At 71.5% G+C, this 14,757-nt stretch carries 13 protein-coding genes and 2 tRNA genes; 7 read left to right on the top strand and 8 right to left on the bottom strand.

Annotated elements, in window-relative coordinates:
* Positions 1 to 42 precede the first annotated feature (42 nt).
* From aroA to ACWDD7_RS14485, 3 genes are all read left to right on the top strand, one after another.
* Positions 43 to 1,359, top strand: coding sequence for a 3-phosphoshikimate 1-carboxyvinyltransferase (aroA, locus tag ACWDD7_RS14495; RefSeq protein ID WP_450457573.1), 1,317 nt, complete (start codon positions 43 to 45; stop codon positions 1,357 to 1,359).
* A 9-nt stretch (positions 1,360 to 1,368) separates the two neighbouring features.
* Complete coding sequence (gene rsgA, locus ACWDD7_RS14490; protein ID WP_351869957.1) at positions 1,369 to 2,379, top strand: ribosome small subunit-dependent GTPase A; 1,011 nt, start codon at positions 1,369 to 1,371, stop codon at positions 2,377 to 2,379.
* Positions 2,380 to 2,463: 84 nt separating this feature from the next.
* The gene (locus ACWDD7_RS14485) at positions 2,464 to 2,787 is read left to right on the top strand and encodes a DMT family transporter (protein ID WP_351869960.1); all 324 of its coding nucleotides are present in this window, start codon (positions 2,464 to 2,466) and stop codon (positions 2,785 to 2,787) included.
* Between the two features lie 54 nt (positions 2,788 to 2,841).
* On the opposite strand, the gene ACWDD7_RS14480 is transcribed toward ACWDD7_RS14485, so the two are convergent.
* The gene (locus ACWDD7_RS14480; protein ID WP_392218025.1) at positions 2,842 to 3,447 is read right to left on the bottom strand and encodes a TetR family transcriptional regulator; all 606 of its coding nucleotides are present in this window, start codon (positions 3,445 to 3,447) and stop codon (positions 2,842 to 2,844) included.
* A gap of 200 nt (positions 3,448 to 3,647) precedes the next feature.
* Here ACWDD7_RS14480 and hisN point away from each other — a divergent pair, with 200 nt between their 5' ends.
* Both hisN and ACWDD7_RS14470 read left to right on the top strand, forming a co-directional pair.
* Positions 3,648 to 4,484: a histidinol-phosphatase gene (gene hisN / locus ACWDD7_RS14475; RefSeq protein ID WP_351869965.1), complete on the top strand. Its 837-nt coding sequence runs from the start codon at positions 3,648 to 3,650 to the stop codon at positions 4,482 to 4,484.
* Positions 4,485 to 4,632: 148 nt separating this feature from the next.
* Positions 4,633 to 5,040 carry a CBS domain-containing protein gene (locus tag ACWDD7_RS14470; protein ID WP_450457570.1) on the top strand — a complete coding sequence of 136 codons (408 nt, stop codon included), beginning with the start codon at positions 4,633 to 4,635 and terminating at the stop codon, positions 5,038 to 5,040.
* A gap of 83 nt (positions 5,041 to 5,123) precedes the next feature.
* Here the strand turns inward: ACWDD7_RS14470 and ACWDD7_RS14465 are convergent, their stop codons facing one another.
* On the bottom strand, positions 5,124 to 6,587 hold the full coding sequence (locus tag ACWDD7_RS14465) for a catalase (RefSeq protein WP_450457569.1): 1,464 nt from the start codon (positions 6,585 to 6,587) through the stop codon (positions 5,124 to 5,126).
* Positions 6,588 to 6,732: 145 nt separating this feature from the next.
* Here ACWDD7_RS14465 and ACWDD7_RS14460 point away from each other — a divergent pair, with 145 nt between their 5' ends.
* A complete protein-coding gene (locus ACWDD7_RS14460) occupies positions 6,733 to 7,149 on the top strand; it encodes a Fur family transcriptional regulator (protein ID WP_450457567.1) in 417 nt (138 codons plus the stop codon).
* Between the two features lie 179 nt (positions 7,150 to 7,328).
* Here ACWDD7_RS14460 and ACWDD7_RS14455 read toward each other — a convergent pair.
* The 4 genes from ACWDD7_RS14455 to ACWDD7_RS14440 form a co-directional block, all read right to left on the bottom strand.
* A tRNA-Met gene (locus ACWDD7_RS14455) sits at positions 7,329 to 7,402 on the bottom strand.
* 72 nt (positions 7,403 to 7,474) lie between these two features.
* A complete protein-coding gene (locus tag ACWDD7_RS14450) occupies positions 7,475 to 9,286 on the bottom strand; it encodes a tetratricopeptide repeat protein (RefSeq protein WP_450457566.1) in 1,812 nt (603 codons plus the stop codon).
* A gap of 219 nt (positions 9,287 to 9,505) precedes the next feature.
* A tRNA-Met gene (locus ACWDD7_RS14445) sits at positions 9,506 to 9,579 on the bottom strand.
* 41 nt (positions 9,580 to 9,620) lie between these two features.
* Positions 9,621 to 12,500, bottom strand: a complete 2,880-nt coding sequence (locus tag ACWDD7_RS14440; protein WP_450457663.1) for a UPF0182 family membrane protein — start codon at positions 12,498 to 12,500, stop codon at positions 9,621 to 9,623.
* A gap of 162 nt (positions 12,501 to 12,662) precedes the next feature.
* Here ACWDD7_RS14440 and ACWDD7_RS14435 point away from each other — a divergent pair, with 162 nt between their 5' ends.
* Positions 12,663 to 13,205: a PPA1309 family protein gene (locus tag ACWDD7_RS14435; protein ID WP_351878801.1), complete on the top strand. Its 543-nt coding sequence runs from the start codon at positions 12,663 to 12,665 to the stop codon at positions 13,203 to 13,205.
* A 160-nt stretch (positions 13,206 to 13,365) separates the two neighbouring features.
* Here ACWDD7_RS14435 and ACWDD7_RS14430 read toward each other — a convergent pair whose 3' ends face one another.
* Both ACWDD7_RS14430 and ACWDD7_RS14425 read right to left on the bottom strand, forming a co-directional pair.
* Complete coding sequence (locus tag ACWDD7_RS14430) at positions 13,366 to 14,463, bottom strand: YlbL family protein (RefSeq protein WP_450457565.1); 1,098 nt, start codon at positions 14,461 to 14,463, stop codon at positions 13,366 to 13,368.
* 50 nt (positions 14,464 to 14,513) lie between these two features.
* Positions 14,514 to 14,687 (bottom strand): hypothetical protein, encoded by a 174-nt coding sequence (locus tag ACWDD7_RS14425; RefSeq protein ID WP_351878807.1) that lies wholly within the window; start codon positions 14,685 to 14,687, stop codon positions 14,514 to 14,516.
* Positions 14,688 to 14,757: the final 70 nt, after the last annotated feature.

Below are 14,757 nucleotides of genomic sequence, written 5' to 3'. Positions count from 1 at the left end.
CGCCGGAAGGTTGAGCCCCTGCCCTCCTTATAAAGTGGGCCCATGGCCCCGAACACCGCCTCCTCCGCCCTCTGGCCCGCTCCGCACGCGAGCGGCGCCGTCGACGCCACCGTCCACGTGCCGGGGTCCAAGTCGGTCACCAACCGCGCCCTGGTGCTGGCCGCCCTCGCCTCCGAGCCCGGCTGGCTGCGCCGCCCGCTGCGCTCCCGGGACACCCTGCTGATGGCGGGCGCGCTGCGCGCGATGGGCGTCGAGATCGAGGAGGGCGTGGGCCCGGACGGCACCGGCGAGGCGTGGCGGGTGCTGCCGACCGGCCTGCACGGCCCGGCCACGGTGGACGTCGGCAACGCGGGCACCGTGATGCGGTTCCTGCCGCCGGTGGCCACGCTGGCCGACGGTCCCATCCGGTTCGACGGGGACCCGCGGTCGTACGAGCGCCCCCTGCACGGCGTGATCGACGCGCTGCGCCGGCTCGGCGCGCGGATCGACGACGACGGCCGGGGCGCGCTGCCGATGACCGTGCACGGCGGCGGGGCGCTGGACGGCGGCCCGGTGTCGATCGACGCGTCGTCCTCCTCTCAGTTCGTCTCCGCGCTCCTGCTTTCGGGCCCCCGCTTCAACCAGGGCGTCGAGGTCCGGCACACCGGCGCGAGCCTGCCGTCCATGCCGCACATCCGGATGACGGTGGACATGCTGCGCGCGGTCGGCGCCCAGGTGGACACCCCCGAGTCGGGCGGCGAGCCGAACGTGTGGCGGGTGACGCCGGGCGCGCTGCTCGGCCGGGACCTGACGATCGAGCCGGACCTGTCCAACGCGCAGCCGTTCCTGGCGGCGGCCCTGGTGACCGGCGGCAAGGTGCTGATCCCGGACTGGCCGGAGCGCACCACCCAGCCGGGTGACCGGCTGCGGGAGATCTTCACCGAGATGGGCGGTTCCTGCGAACTCACCGACCTCGGGCTGGTGTTCACCGGCTCCGGCGCCGTCCACGGCATCGACGTCGACCTGAGCGACGTCGGCGAGCTGACCCCGGGCATCGCGGCCGTCGCCGCGCTCGCCGACTCCCCCTCGACGCTGCGGGGCGTGGCCCATCTGCGGCTGCACGAGACGGACCGGCTCGCCGCGCTCACCAAGGAGATCAACGAACTCGGCGGCGACGTCACGGAGACGGCCGACGGTCTGCACATCCGCCCGCGCGCCCTGCGCGGCGGCACCTTCCACACCTACGAGGACCACCGCATGGCCACCGCCGGCGCGATCATCGGCCTGGCGGTCGAGGGCGTACGCATCGAGAACATCGCGACGACGGCGAAGACCCTGCCGGACTTCCCCGAGCTGTGGACCGGGATGCTCGGGCAGTAGGGACACGCCATGCGCCGCTACGGCAAGCACACCGACGAGGACGACATCCGCACCCGCCCCAACCGCAAGGGCAACCGGCCGCGGACGAACATCCGGCCCAAACACGAGGACGCGGCCGAGGGGCTGGTCCTCACCGTGGACCGGGGGCGGCTGACCTGCCTGGTCGAGGACCGGGTCGTGATGGCGATGAAAGCGCGGGAGCTGGGCCGCAAGGCGGCGGTGGTGGGCGACCGGGTGGCACTGGTCGGCGATCTGTCCGGCAAGAAGGACACGCTCGCGCGGATCGTACGGATCCAGGAGCGGAAGTCCGTGCTGCGGCGCACGGCGGACGACGACGATCCGTACGAGCGCGTGGTGGTCGCCAACGCGGACCAGCTGGCGATCGTCACGGCCCTCGCCGACCCCGAGCCCCGTCCCCGTCTGATCGACCGCTGCCTGGTGGCGGCGTACGACGGCGGCCTCGAACCCCTGCTGGTGCTGACCAAGTCGGACCTGGCACCGCCGGACAAGCTGCTGGAGCTGTACGGCGACCTGGACATCCCCTATGCGGTCACCAGCCGCGAGGAGCTGGAGAACGGGGACGCCGCGGACCGGGTGCGGGAGCTGCTGGACGGCCGGATCACCGCGTTCGTGGGGCACTCCGGCGTGGGCAAGACGACACTGGTGAACGCGCTGGTCCCCGAGGAGCGGCGACGTACCACGGGACACGTCAACGCGGTGACGGGACGGGGCCGCCACACCACCACGTCGGCGCTGGCGCTGCCGCTGGCGGACGACGGCGGCTGGGTGATCGACACCCCGGGCGTACGGTCCTTCGGCCTGGCGCACATCGATCCGTCCCGGGTCATCCACGCCTTCCCGGACCTGGAGCCCGGCACCGCGGAGTGCCCGCGCGCGTGCAGCCACGACGAGCCGGACTGCGCGCTGGACGCGTGGGTGGCGGCGGGGCACGCGGATCCGGCCCGGTTGTACTCGCTGCGGCGACTGCTGGCCACGCGGGAGCGCACGGAAGGCGACTGACCTTCGCGTTGTTCGCCCGGTCGGCGGTGCGGCAAGTGCATAATCGCACCGGACCGGAGATCCGGATCAACGGGAGGACCGCACATGGCGTGGCTGCTGGTGATCGTGGCCGGAATACTGGAGACCGGCTTCGCCGTGTGCCTCAAACTCTCCCACGGCTTCACCCGCCTGTGGCCGACCATCGCCTTCGCCGCCTTCGCCCTCGGCAGCTTCGGCCTCCTGACCCTGTCCCTGCGCAAACTCGACGTCGGCCCCGCGTACGCCGTCTGGACCGGCATCGGCGCGACCGGCACGGCGGTCTACGGCATGATCTTCCTCGGCGATGTGGTCTCCACCCTGAAGATCGTGTCCATCAGCTTCGTGATCGTGGGGATCGTCGGGCTTCAGTTGTCGGGCTCGGCTCGCTAGGACACCGCCCCCGGCCCGCCGCAGCCGCGGGACACGCGGTGGAAGACGCGTAGGTCAGACCGTCTGGCGCGGGGCCACGGCACGGATCAGTTCGGCGACCCCGCCCTCCCCCGGTGGTGCCGCGACGCAGGAGAGGGCGAGGCGGACGACCAGTTCGCAGGAGCGGGCGAGTTCCACGGTGGCCGAAGGGCCCGTGCCGGGCCCGGACAGCGCGACGACGGCGCGGTCCCGGACCATCCGTACGAGGTCGGGGGGCGAGGGCAGCGGCGCCTCCGCGCGGCGCTGGGCCGGGACCGGGGAGGTGGTCGGTGCGCGGCCCCTGGGCGGGGCGGGCAGCCGCTCGGTCCAGCAGCCGGTGAGCAACGCCCGTACCAGCGCGTTGTCCTGGGCCGCGACGGCCGTCCACTCGGCGGTGGCGGTCAGCCGCTCCCAGATGCCGCCGGCGCCGGCGAGGGCGCGCTCCACGCCCGCGAGATAGCCGTCGGCCTCCCGCCGTACCAGCGCCCGCGCGAGGCCGTCCTTGCTGCCGAACTCGTTGTACAGGGTCTGCCGGGACACGCCCGCCGCGGCGGCGACTTCCACCATGCGCACCGCCGACCACGGCCGACGCGCCAGCGCCGTGTAAGCGGCGTCCAGCAAGGACTCCCGGGCCGCAGCCATCGTCGCCTCCCTGGGGTAAACGGCGTTCCGCCCAGATTTGACGGGCTTTCGGGTGGTGTCAAGGGGGCGGTCACCGTGGAGCGGAAGGCCGTGTGCCGGGTGCGCGTGTCGTGCGCCGCGCGCGACCCCGAGCCGCCCGCGAACCGCCCGGCCACCCCCCACGCTGGCCCGCCCCGACCCCGACCGATAGCGTGGCGTACATGCCGGACTACCTCGACGACCTCCGCCTCGCCCACGCCCTCGCGGACGCGGCCGACGCGGCCACCATGGACCGCTTCAAGGCGCTGGACCTGAAGGTGGAGACGAAGCCGGACATGACACCGGTGAGCGAGGCGGACAAGGCGGCCGAGGAACTCATCCGCGGCCAGCTCCAGCGCGCCCGCCCCAGAGACGCGGTCCTCGGCGAGGAGTACGGCGTCGAGGGCTCCGGCCCCCGCCGCTGGGTGATCGACCCGATCGACGGCACGAAGAACTACGTGCGCGGCGTCCCGGTCTGGGCCACCCTGATCGCGCTGATGGAGGCGGACGGCGGAGGCACCTCCCACTCGGGCGAGGCCGAGAGCGGGGAGGGTCACCACCCCGTCGTGGGCCTCGTCTCCGCCCCGGCCCTCGGCCGCCGCTGGTGGGCCGCGAAGGGCCACGGCGCCTTCACCGGCCGCAACCTGACCTCGGCGAGCCGTATCCACGTCTCCGGCGTCAACACCCTCGCGGACGCCTCGTTCGCCTACTCGTCCCTCTCCGGCTGGGAGGAGCAGGGCCGCCTCGGCGGTTTCCTGGACCTCACCCGCGAGGTGTGGCGCACCCGTGCGTACGGCGACTTCTGGCCGTACATGATGGTCGCCGAGGGCTCCGTGGACATCTGCGCGGAGCCGGAGCTGTCCCTGTGGGACATGGCCGCCCCCGCCATCGTCGTCACCGAGGCCGGCGGCACCTTCACCGGACTCGACGGCCGCCCCGGCCCGCACAGCGGCAACGCGGCCGCGTCCAACGGCCTGCTGCACGACGCGTTGCTGGGGTATCTCAACCGGCGCCAGTGATGCCTGCGGGACGCCTGCGCACGCCCCCCGGCGACCAACGCGCGCCCTCTTGTTGACCCGGCCTTGACCTGAGACTCTGAGGTCACCCCCACTTGTGAACTTGTGAATCCGGGGACAAGGCCCCGGGCCCCAGGAGGTGGCCCCACCCATGCTGGTCCGCGACGCCATGAGCACGGTGATCCTCGTCCTCGGCCCCGCCCACACCCTCCGTGAGGCAGCCACGCTGATGTCCGCCCGGCGCGTCGGTGCCGCCGTGATCCTCGATCCGGACGCCGGCGGCATCGGCATCCTCACCGAGCGCGACATCCTCAACTCCGTCGGTCTCGGCCAGAACCCGGACACCGAGCGCGCCCACGCCCACACCACCACCGACGCCGTCTTCGCCGCGCCGACCTGGACGCTGGAGGAGGCCGCCGACGCGATGACGCACGGTGGTTTCCGGCATCTGATCGTGCTCGACCGCGGCGAGGTCGCCGGCATCGTCTCGGTCCGGGACATCATCCGCTGCTGGTCCCCGGCCCGCGAGCGCGCCCCACTGGCCCGAGCGGGCACCTGAGGGCAGCGGGCTCCCGAAGACGTCGGACGGGCCGGAGCCCCTGGGGCTCCGGCCCGTCCGACGCGGCCCTCCGCGCCGCCGCGTCAGCCGCGCTGCGCCCGCACCGCCACCTCCAGACGCTTGCCGAAGTCGGCGTCCGCGGCCGCGAAGTTGGCGATCGCGCGCTCGGCGATGTCCTCGCGCGAGACCTGGGAGATCGACCCGGCCAGGTTGGCGATCAACCGCTCCTTCTCCCCCTCCGACATCAGCCGGTAGAGGTTGCCGGCCTGCACGAAGTCGTCGTCCTCGGCGTGCCGCGGGGTCGGGTGGTCGCCGGTGCCGGCGGCGAAACCGTCGTACGACCGCCACAGCGCGCGCCCGGTCTGCCCGGGCCCGCCGAAGCTGTTGGGTTCGTAGTTCTTGGCGTCGCCGTGCCGGCCGTCGTAGAGGAAGCCGTCACGGGCGTGGGTGCGCGCCTCGGTGGCGTGCGGGCGGTTGACCGGCAGGTGGTCGGCGTTGATGCCGACGCGATAGCGGTGCGCGTCGCCGTACGCGAAGAGCCGGCCCTGGAGCATCTTGTCGGGCGAGGGGCCGATGCCCGGCACGAAGTGCGAGGGGCTGAAGACCGACTGCTCGACCTCCGCGAAGACGTTGCGCGGGTTGCGGTTCAGCTCCAGCTTGCCGATCTCGATGACCGGGTAGTCCGCGTGCGGCCACACCTTGGTCAGGTCGAACGGGTTGAAGCGGTACGACGCCGCGTCCGCCGCCGGCATGATCTGCACGCCCACGGTCCAGCTCGGGAACTCGCCCCGCTCGATCGCCTGACGCAGATCGCGCTGGTGGGAGTCGGGGTCCGTGCCCGCGAGCACCGCGGCCTCACTGGCGGTGAGGTTCTTGATGCCCTGGTCGGTCTTGAAGTGGTACTTGACCCAGAAGACCTCGCCGTCCGGCCCGTCGGAGGTGTTCCACTGGAAGGTGTGCGAGCCGAAGCCGTCCATGTGCCGGTACGACGCCGGGATGCCGCGGTCGCCGAACAGCCAGGTCACCTGGTGCGCGGCCTCCGGGGACAGCCCCCAGAAGTCCCACACGTTGTCGGCCTCCTGGCTGCCCGTGTAGGGGTCGCGCTTCTGGGTGTGGATGAAGTCGGGGAACTTGATCGCGTCCCGGATGAAGAAGACCGGGGTGTTGTTGCCGACGAGGTCGTAGTTGCCCTCCTCGGTGTAGAACTTCACCGCGAAGCCGCGCGGGTCACGGACGGCGTCCGCCGCGCCCAGGTTGCCGGCCACCGTCGAGAAGCGCAGGAAGACCTCGGTCTCCTTGCCGACCTCGGAGAGGAAGGCGGCCCTGGTGTACGGGGTGACGTCCGCGGTCACCGTGAAGGTGCCGTAGGCGCCGGCGCCGCGCGCGTGCACGACCCGCTCCGGGATGCGCTCACGGTTGAAGTGCGCCAGCTTCTCCAGCAGCAGCTGGTCCTGGACCAGCACCGGGCCGCCGACGCCCGCCGTCTCGCTGTTCTGGTTGTCGGCGACCGGGGCACCGGCCTCCGTGGTGAGCGGTCCCTGCGTCACGTGCGCCTCCTGCGTCTACGCCGGCCAATCCTGTTCCTTGGCCAAAGCCGTTCCAGATCCTACATTGGACTAAATCCAAGTCAAGCAGGGTTCCAAACTCACACCTATTCCCGTCCTGGTCCCCCTTGCTGTTAGGCTGGTAGCCATGAGCGACCTTCTGGAACGGCTGCGTGGACGCGGATGGCGGATGACCGCGCAGCGACGCGTGGTGGCCGAGGTCCTCGACGGCGAGCACGTCCACATGACGGCCGACGAGGTGCACGCGCGGGCCGTCGCGAAGCTGCCGGAGATCTCCCGGGCGACCGTCTACAACACGCTGGGCGAGCTGGTCACCCTCGGTGAGGTGCTGGAAGTCTTGACGGACAAGCGCGCGAAGCGGTACGACCCGAACGCGCACCGGCCGCACCACCACCTGGTCTGCGCCCGCTGCGGCGCGATCCGCGACGTCCACCCCACGGGCAACCCCCTGGCGGACCTCCCCGACACCGAGCGCTTCGGCTTCACGGTGTCGGACGTCGAGGTGACGTACCGGGGGCTGTGCCCGGACTGCGCGGGCGTCTGACGTCACCGTTTTGGGATCCAGGGGGCGCGAGCCCCCTTTTTTTCCTTGCCGGACCTTCCGTTTGCCCCGGACCCTCCGCGTCCGGGTCTCCGTACCCGGCTCTCCGTACCCGGCTCTCCGCGCCCCGGACACGACTGAGGGCCGGAACCCATTTCTGGATTCCGGCCCTCGGCATTCAGTAGCGGGGACAGGATTTGAACCTGCGACCTCTGGGTTATGAGCCCAGCGAGCTACCGAGCTGCTCCACCCCGCGTCGGTGAACACGACATTACGCGGGGGAAGCCGACGGAGGCAAATCCATTCGGGCCCGAGTGACCAGGGCCACTCACGCCGACAGCTCCTCGCGCAGCGCGTCCCGCAGCCGGCCCGCCCGCTCCGTGACCTCGGCCGGCCCCAGTTCCGCCGCGCGCGTCGCCCAGCGCTGCCCCTCGGCCAGCTCGCCGCGGCGGGCGTAGACGAGGGCCAGGCGCAGGGCCGCGCGGCCGTGACCGGCATCAGCCGCCCGCGTCCACCACACCGCCGCCTCCGGCTCGCTGCCCTCGCGGGCCAGGAGCAGACCCAGGTTGAACGCTCCGTTCCGCGACCCCGCCTCCGCCGCCGCCCGGTACCACCGCGCCGCCTCCACCACGTCCCCCCGCGCGGACGCGAGCATGCCGACCCGCACCTGCGCCCGCCGGTGCCCCTGCTGCGCCGCCCGTTCGTACCACTCCTCGCACTCGGCCTTCTCGCGCGCGCTTTCCCCCAGCTCGTGCGCGGGCCGCGGCGGCCGACGGGCGTCCAGCAGGGCGGCCAACCGGTATGCCGCCTCCGCGCTGCCGCCCCCCGCCGCACAGCGCAGATGCCGCTCGGCCGCCCGCTCGTCGCGCTCGCGCAGCCGCGCGATGCCGACCTGGAGCGCGGCCTCGGTGTGCCCGGCCGAGGCCGCCCGCTCGTACCAGCGCAGCGCCATCGCCCCCTCGCCGCGCCCGGCGTACAGGATGCCGAGGTTGAACGCCGCGTCGACGCTCCCCGCCTCGGCCGCCTTGGAGAACCACGGCTCCGCCCCGGACGTGTCGCCGACCTGGAGCAACAGGATGGCCAGCGCGTTCGCGGCCTCCCGGTGCCCGGCGTACGCGGCGCGCCGGTACCACTGCTCGGCCTGCGCGGTGCGCCCCTGTGCGGCGCAGAGCAGCCCGAGGTTGTACGCGCCGTTGTCGTCCCCCGCGTCCAGCGCCGCCCGGTACCAGCGCTCGGCGGTCTGGGTCTCGCCCCGCTCGGCGTGCAGCGCGCCGAGCGCGTTGGCCGCGTTGCCGTCGCCCTGCTGGGCGGCGCGCAGCCACCACACGGCCGCGGACTCGGTGTCCCCGGCGTCCCGCAGCAGGAAGCCGAGGGCGCAGGCGGCCCGCGGTTCGCCGTCCTTGGCAGAGGTCAGATACCAACGCCCGGCCTCCTTCAGCTCCCCGCGCTGCTCCAGGATCGCCCCGAGATGCAGCGCGGCGCGCCGGTGCCCGCGCGCCGCGGCCTGCCGGTACCACTGCTCGGCCTCCGCGACAGCGTTGTCACCCCCACTCCCGCCCCGGTCCCCGGCCCCGCGGTCGAGCGCACGCGCCACCCGGTACGCGGCCTCCCGGTGCCCCCGCTCGGCGGCGAGCCGCATCCAGTGCCCGGCCCCGGCGTCCCCGCGGTGCTCCAGGAGGTCGGCGAGCGCGTAGGCGCCGAGGACATGGCCCTGCTCGGCGGACTGGCGCAGCCAGTACTCGGCGGCGGGTTCGTCCCCGCGTTCGCGGTGGTAGCGGCCGAGCGCGTGCGCGGCGGCGGCGGAACCGGCGACGGCGGCGATGCGCCACCACCCGGCGGCCTCGTCGGCGTACCCGCGCTGGTGCAGCAGGACGCCCAGGTTGTTGGCGGCGGCCCGGTCGCCGGCCGCGGTGGCGGCCCGCAGATGGGACTCCGCTCCGTCGAGGTCGCCGCGGCGCAGCAGCATGGCGCCGAGGACGCTGGCGGCCTCCGCGTCGCCGCAGCGTGCGGCGAGCGCGAGGCGCACCTCGTCGTCGGCGTCCGCCATGTCGCCCACCTCGTCGCGGACCGACCCCTCACCGAAATTCTGTACAAATCGCCCTGACTCGAACAGAGTTGCCTTGTCCCCCATAACGTCCATCGTCGCACCACCCGCAACCTGGGTACACCCGGTATACCCCACCCCGTGAGGTCACTTCAGCGTTTTGTCGACATGCCCACAGGACGACAAGTCAAACACACAGCGCGCAACTCCTCACGGCGGCACGGCGGTAGCTCCCTTCCCAACTTGTGTTCGCCCGCCGCGCGTTCACACACCACGAAGGCCCGGATCCAAAAGGATCCGGGCCTTCGACTTCAGTAGCGGGGACAGGATTTGAACCTGCGACCTCTGGGTTATGAGCCCAGCGAGCTACCGAGCTGCTCCACCCCGCGTCGTTGTGAGCCAACCGTATCACGACGCGGGGCGAGGGTGATCAGCCCTTGTGCTTCGGCTGCTTCTCCGCGTCCTGCGCCCGCTCCAGCGCCGCCTTGAGGTCCTTCTGGGCCTTGGCGTACGCGCCCCAGTCGGGGCCGTCGGGCTGCTTCAACGCCCGCTGACCGGCGTCGAACGCCTTCTGGGCGTCGGCGAGGTCCTGCTGGACGGTCGGATCGCTCGACGCGGGCGGGGCCTCGGTGCCGCCGTCCGGCGGGCCGGCGGCGGCGGAGCTGGTGCCGAAGAGCTTGTCCAGCGCCTCGCCGAGCGTGTTCTCGAACGCCGGTGGCCGGTCCCCGTAGGTGACCAACACCTTGCGCTGCAAGGGGAGTTTCAGGCCGCCGCCGCGTACGTAGACCGGCTCCACATAGAGCAGTCCGCCGTCCAGCGGCACGGTCAGCAGGTTGCCGTACTCCACCTCGGAGTCGCCGCCCTTGAGGAGCTTGATCGCGGCGGCGACGTCCTGTTCGGAGTTGAACTGGCTCTGGACCTGTCTGGGCCCGTCGACCGTGGTACTGGTCGGCAGTTTCAGGATCCTGATCCTGCCGTAGTCGCTGCTGTCCGCCTCGGAGTCGACCGACATGAAGGCGCTGAGGTTGTACCGGCCGGTCGGCGTGAACGTGGTCGACAGCGAGAACGCCTGCCGGGTCTGGCCGGGCATCTTCATGCTCAGGTAGTACGGCGGTACCGCGTCGCCCGACTTGTTGGTCGGGTCGTCCGGCACCTGCCACACCTCGCTGCCGGTGAGGAACGTCTGCGGGTCCGTCACGTGGTAGCGGGTGAGCAGCTCGCGCTGGACCTTGAAAAGGTCCTGGGGGTAGCGCAGATGGGACAGCAGCTGCGGGGAGATCGCGCTCTTGGGCCGCACCGTGCCGGGAAACGCCTTCATCCAGGTTTTCAGCACCGGGTCCTGGGTGTCCCACTGGTACAGCCTGACCTCGCCGGTGTACGCGTCGACGGTCGCCTTCACGGAGTTGCGGATGTAGTTGACCTGGTTCTGCGGGGCCACCACGCTGCGGTTGTCGCTGCCGGCGGTCAGCGAGTCGGCCGTGGTGTCGCCGAGGGTCGTACGGGAGGAGTACGGGTAGCCGTTCGACGTCGTGTAGCCGTCGATGATCCACTGTATGCGGCCCTTGACGACGGCCGGGTAGGCGTCGCCGTCGATGGTCAGCCAGGGGGCGACCGCCTCGACGCGCTCCTTGGGCGTGCGGTTGTAGAGGATCCGCGAGCCCTTGCCGATCGCGCCCGAGTACAGGATCTGCGGCTCGTTGAACGCCATCGCGTACGCCGCCCGGTTCAGCGGGTTGTCGAGGTCCACCCCGCTCTTGCCGGCGTAACTGGTGGTCACCTCGCCGTTGTTGTCGGTGGGGCGGTCGACCTCCTTCTGGGGACCGCCGACGATGGAGTAGGTGGTGGTCTTCTCGCCGTAGTAGACCCGCTGTTCGTAGGTGGGCAGTTCGCCCTTGGAGGGCAGGTCGTACTCGGTGAAGACGGGCTGGCCGTCGGCGGCCTCGGTGCCCTTGGCGGCGACCACGCCGTAGCCGTGCGTGTAACGGAAGTGGTCGTTGATCCAGTTGTGCTTCGGGATGCCCTTCAGGTTCAGCTCGCGCAGCCCTATGACGGTGTCCTGGAGCTTGCCGTCCTTGGTGGGATACCGGTCGACGTCCAGGTTGGCCGGGAAGCTGTAGTAGTCCTTCATCTCCTGCGCCTGCTCGAACGTGGGCGAGACGATGTTCGGATCCATGATCCGGATGCTCGCCGCGTCGTTCGCGTCCGCGCGCAGCCTGGCCTTGTCCGAGACGGTGGACCTGCCGTCGTACTTGGTGACCTCGGTGTCGTCGATGCCGTACGCCTCGCGGGTCGCCGTGAGGTTCTTCCGCACGTACGGGGCTTCCTTGGCCTGCTCGTTGGGCTCGACCTGGAACTTCTGCACGATCGCCGGGTAGAGCCCGCCGATCAGGATCGCGGAGAGGACCATCAGGCCGAAGCCGATCACCGGCAGTTGCCAGGTGCGCCGCCACAGGGTGGCGAAGAACAGCAGCGCACAGATGACGGCGATGCAGAACAGGATCGTCTTGGCCGGCAGATAGGCGTTGGCGTCGACATAGCGCAGCCCGGTCCAGTTGCCCGTGGTCTTGAAGTCGCTGGACTTCACCGCCAGGCCGTACCGGTCGAGCCAGTAGGCGACCGCCTTGAGGGCGACGAACAGACCGAGCAGCACCGAGAGATGACTGGTCGCGGCGGCGGTGGCGCGCGCCCCGGGGCTGGTGAGGCGCAGGCCGCCGTACAGGTAGTGCGTGAAGGCGGCGGCGATGAGGGACAGGATCACGGCGGCGAAGCCGAAGGCCAGCAGGAACCGGAACCAGGGCAGGTCGAAGGCGTAGAAGGAGATGTCGAGGTGGAACTGGGGGTCCTTCTGGTGGAAGGGGACTCCGTTCACCCACATCAGCCAGGTGCGCCACTGGCCGGCCGCCGAGGCGCCCGCGATCAGTCCGACCAGGGCGCTGACCCCGAGCAGCAGCCAGGTCTTGTACGGCGCGAGGCCCATCCGGTAGCGGTCCAGGCTCTGCTGCTCCATGGACATGGCGCTCAGCGGGGGCCGCAGCCGGTGCGCGAGCCAGATGTTGAGGGCGACCGCGAACGCCGTGAGCAGACCGAAGACGAGGAACAGCCCGATCTTGGTCCACAGTGTGGTGGTGAACACGGACGAGTAGTGCACCGACCGGTACCACAGCCAGTTCGTCCAGAAGCCGGCGAACATGCTGAACGTCATACCGAGGACGGTGAGCACGCCCAGCGTCAGGAGCAGGACCCTCACCCGCCGGGACGGGCGGCCCGCCCCCGTCCGTGGCCCCGCAGGGCCTTGGCCGCGGTCCGGCATCTGGAAAGCCAAGGTGCGCCCCTCGAAGTTCGCTCTCGATCCCTCGGGCCCCGTGCTCCGGGGCCCCGGTGGCCCCCCGTGATCGCGGGCCGACACATATGCAACTTACTCAGGCCCTGGCCGGTTCCCGATTCCGGTGGGGAACGAGGCAGGATTGTGACCATGTCCAACACTCCCATGGCGGCGAGCCCGCTCACCCGGGCCGTACTGGAGATCGACGAGTACGCCTCCGGCCTCGGCTGGGACCAGCCCGCTCGCCTCTTCGCCCTTGTAGACACCGCTCGGCTGCGCAGCCAGGAACCCGCGCTCGCGGCCCAGCTGGGCCTTGAGGTCGAGTCCGAGACCGCCGGTCTCACCCCGATCGAGCAGGACGAGATCCCGTCCGGCAAGCCGCTCGACGAGTTCCTCGCCACCATCGCCTGGCCCGACGCGGTGGCCGGCTGCGCGCTCACGGTGGAGCGGCTGATGCTGCCGCCGTCCGCCGAGGCACAGGTCCCGAAGAACCTCAGCGAGGCCAAGCTGGCCAAGTGGGTGGCGGACCACCCCGAGCGCCAGGAGGTCCGGATGACGGTGGCGGTGCTGCGTGACGGCGCCCGCGAGTCGGCGCTGCGGCTGCGCGAGAAGGACTCCCCGACGGAGGTCCTGACCGGCCCCGACCTGGTCCCGGGCCTCGCGGAGGCGCTGACGGCGACGTTCGCCGACTGATCTCCGCTGCCCGGGGATGCCACCGGTCGCCGGTCACGGCGGCCGGGGGCGGCGGTCACGGCGGCCGGGGGCGGCGGTCACCGGTCGCCGGGCGCCGGGCACGGCAGTGGGGGCGCCTCCCGGTCGTGCGGCGCCCCCGGCCTCGTCACACCGGGATTGATCAGCCCTTGGCGGCGCACTGCGGCAGCGCCGCGGTGTTCCCGCTCCGGATGTCCTTGAGCGCGTTCAGCGCGTCCTTGATCGTCTTGACCTTGACCAGGGTGAGCCCGCCCGGCTTGTCCGCGGCGGCCTCGGCGCAGTTGTCGGCGGGCGTCAGGAAGTACTGGGCGCCCTTGCCGCGCGCGCCGAGGGTCTTCATGTCGACGCCGCCGATCGGCCCGACCGTGCCGTTGTCGTCGATGGTGCCGGTACCGGCCACGAACTTGCCGCCGGTCAGGCTGCCCGGGGTGAGCTTGTCGTAGATGCCGAGCGCGAACATCAGGCCGGCGCTGGGCCCGCCGACGTCGGCGAGCTTGATGTCGATGCTGAACGGGAACGTGTGGTCGGTCCCGGCCGAGATCCCGACGATGGCCCGCTCGGGCCCACTGTCGTCGGAGGCGGCCGTGGTGATCGTGACGTCCCGCGTCGTGGTGGCCGTCCGGTGCGCCTTCTCCGCGGCGGCCTGCTCCTTGGCGGGCACGACGGTGAAGACCACCTTCTGGCCCGCCTTGTGCCGGGTGACGAACTCGGCGACGTCGGAGGGCTGCTTGACCGCCTTGCCGTCGACCGCCTTGATCACGTCACCGGCGTGCAGCCTGCCCTCGGCCGGGGAGTCCTTGATCACGGTGGAGACGATCACCCAGGACCTCACCGGGACGCCGAGCTGCTTCAGGGCGGCGACCTTGGCGCTCTCCTGCGACTGGCTGAACTCCTCGGCGTTCTGCTGCGAGGACTGCTCCTCCGTCGTCCCCTTCGGGTAGAGCGTGTCGTGCGGCACCACCTTGCTGTCGCGCGACAGCCAGCCGTAGACGGCCTCCACCAGGTTCATCCGGAAGTCCACGCTGGTCACCCGGACCGTGGTCATGTTCAGGTGGCCGTCGGTCGGATACGTCTTGCGCCCGGAGATCTGCAGCACCGGCTCGCCCTGGTGCTCCCCGAGCGTGTTCACGGTCGGGCCGGGGGACATCTCCGCGTACGGGACGGGGATGAGCACTCCGGCGCACAGGAGCGCGATCAGCATCAGGGTGGAGGCGAGCATCGTCGCGGTGCGGCGTGGCATGCCTCGACAGTACGTGACGCCTCTGTCCGCGCACTGTCAGGGCACCCCCGTCAGGCGCCGTCAGCGCCCGTGTGGGACCGCTCCATCGCCTCGCGGAACCGCGCGTACCCGTCGAGTTCGGGCCCGTCGCTGCGCGCCCTGCGCGTCCGGTTGGCCCAACTGCCCCACAGCCCGCCGCCGATCGCACCCATAAGCGGAATCAGCAGCCAGACAAGCGCGCCCATGCCGACCTCCCAACGCCGTGAGCGTCCGCAACTGACTGATCAGCAGATTAACCATCCGCACTCACAACGC

This window comes from Streptomyces sp. NPDC001056, assembly GCF_053598955.1.
This window is presented reverse-complemented; position numbering and strand designations above follow the sequence as displayed.

Excerpts from the sequence above, each read along its gene's own strand:
- aroA (WP_450457573.1), top strand. The coding sequence starts at position 43 with ATGGCCCCGAACACCGCCTCCTCCGCCCTCTGGCCCGCTCCGCACGCG.
- rsgA (WP_351869957.1), top strand. The coding sequence starts at position 1,369 with ATGCGCCGCTACGGCAAGCACACCGACGAGGACGACATCCGCACCCGC.
- ACWDD7_RS14485 (WP_351869960.1), top strand. The coding sequence starts at position 2,464 with ATGGCGTGGCTGCTGGTGATCGTGGCCGGAATACTGGAGACCGGCTTC.
- ACWDD7_RS14480 (WP_392218025.1), bottom strand. The coding sequence starts at position 3,447 with ATGGCTGCGGCCCGGGAGTCCTTGCTGGACGCCGCTTACACGGCGCTG.
- hisN (WP_351869965.1), top strand. The coding sequence starts at position 3,648 with ATGCCGGACTACCTCGACGACCTCCGCCTCGCCCACGCCCTCGCGGAC.
- ACWDD7_RS14470 (WP_450457570.1), top strand. The coding sequence starts at position 4,633 with ATGCTGGTCCGCGACGCCATGAGCACGGTGATCCTCGTCCTCGGCCCC.
- ACWDD7_RS14460 (WP_450457567.1), top strand. The coding sequence starts at position 6,733 with ATGAGCGACCTTCTGGAACGGCTGCGTGGACGCGGATGGCGGATGACC.
- ACWDD7_RS14450 (WP_450457566.1), bottom strand. The coding sequence starts at position 9,286 with ATGGACGTTATGGGGGACAAGGCAACTCTGTTCGAGTCAGGGCGATTT.
- ACWDD7_RS14440 (WP_450457663.1), bottom strand. The coding sequence starts at position 12,500 with ATGCCGGACCGCGGCCAAGGCCCTGCGGGGCCACGGACGGGGGCGGGC.
- ACWDD7_RS14435 (WP_351878801.1), top strand. The coding sequence starts at position 12,663 with ATGTCCAACACTCCCATGGCGGCGAGCCCGCTCACCCGGGCCGTACTG.
- ACWDD7_RS14430 (WP_450457565.1), bottom strand. The coding sequence starts at position 14,463 with ATGCCACGCCGCACCGCGACGATGCTCGCCTCCACCCTGATGCTGATC.
- ACWDD7_RS14425 (WP_351878807.1), bottom strand. The coding sequence starts at position 14,687 with ATGGGCGCGCTTGTCTGGCTGCTGATTCCGCTTATGGGTGCGATCGGC.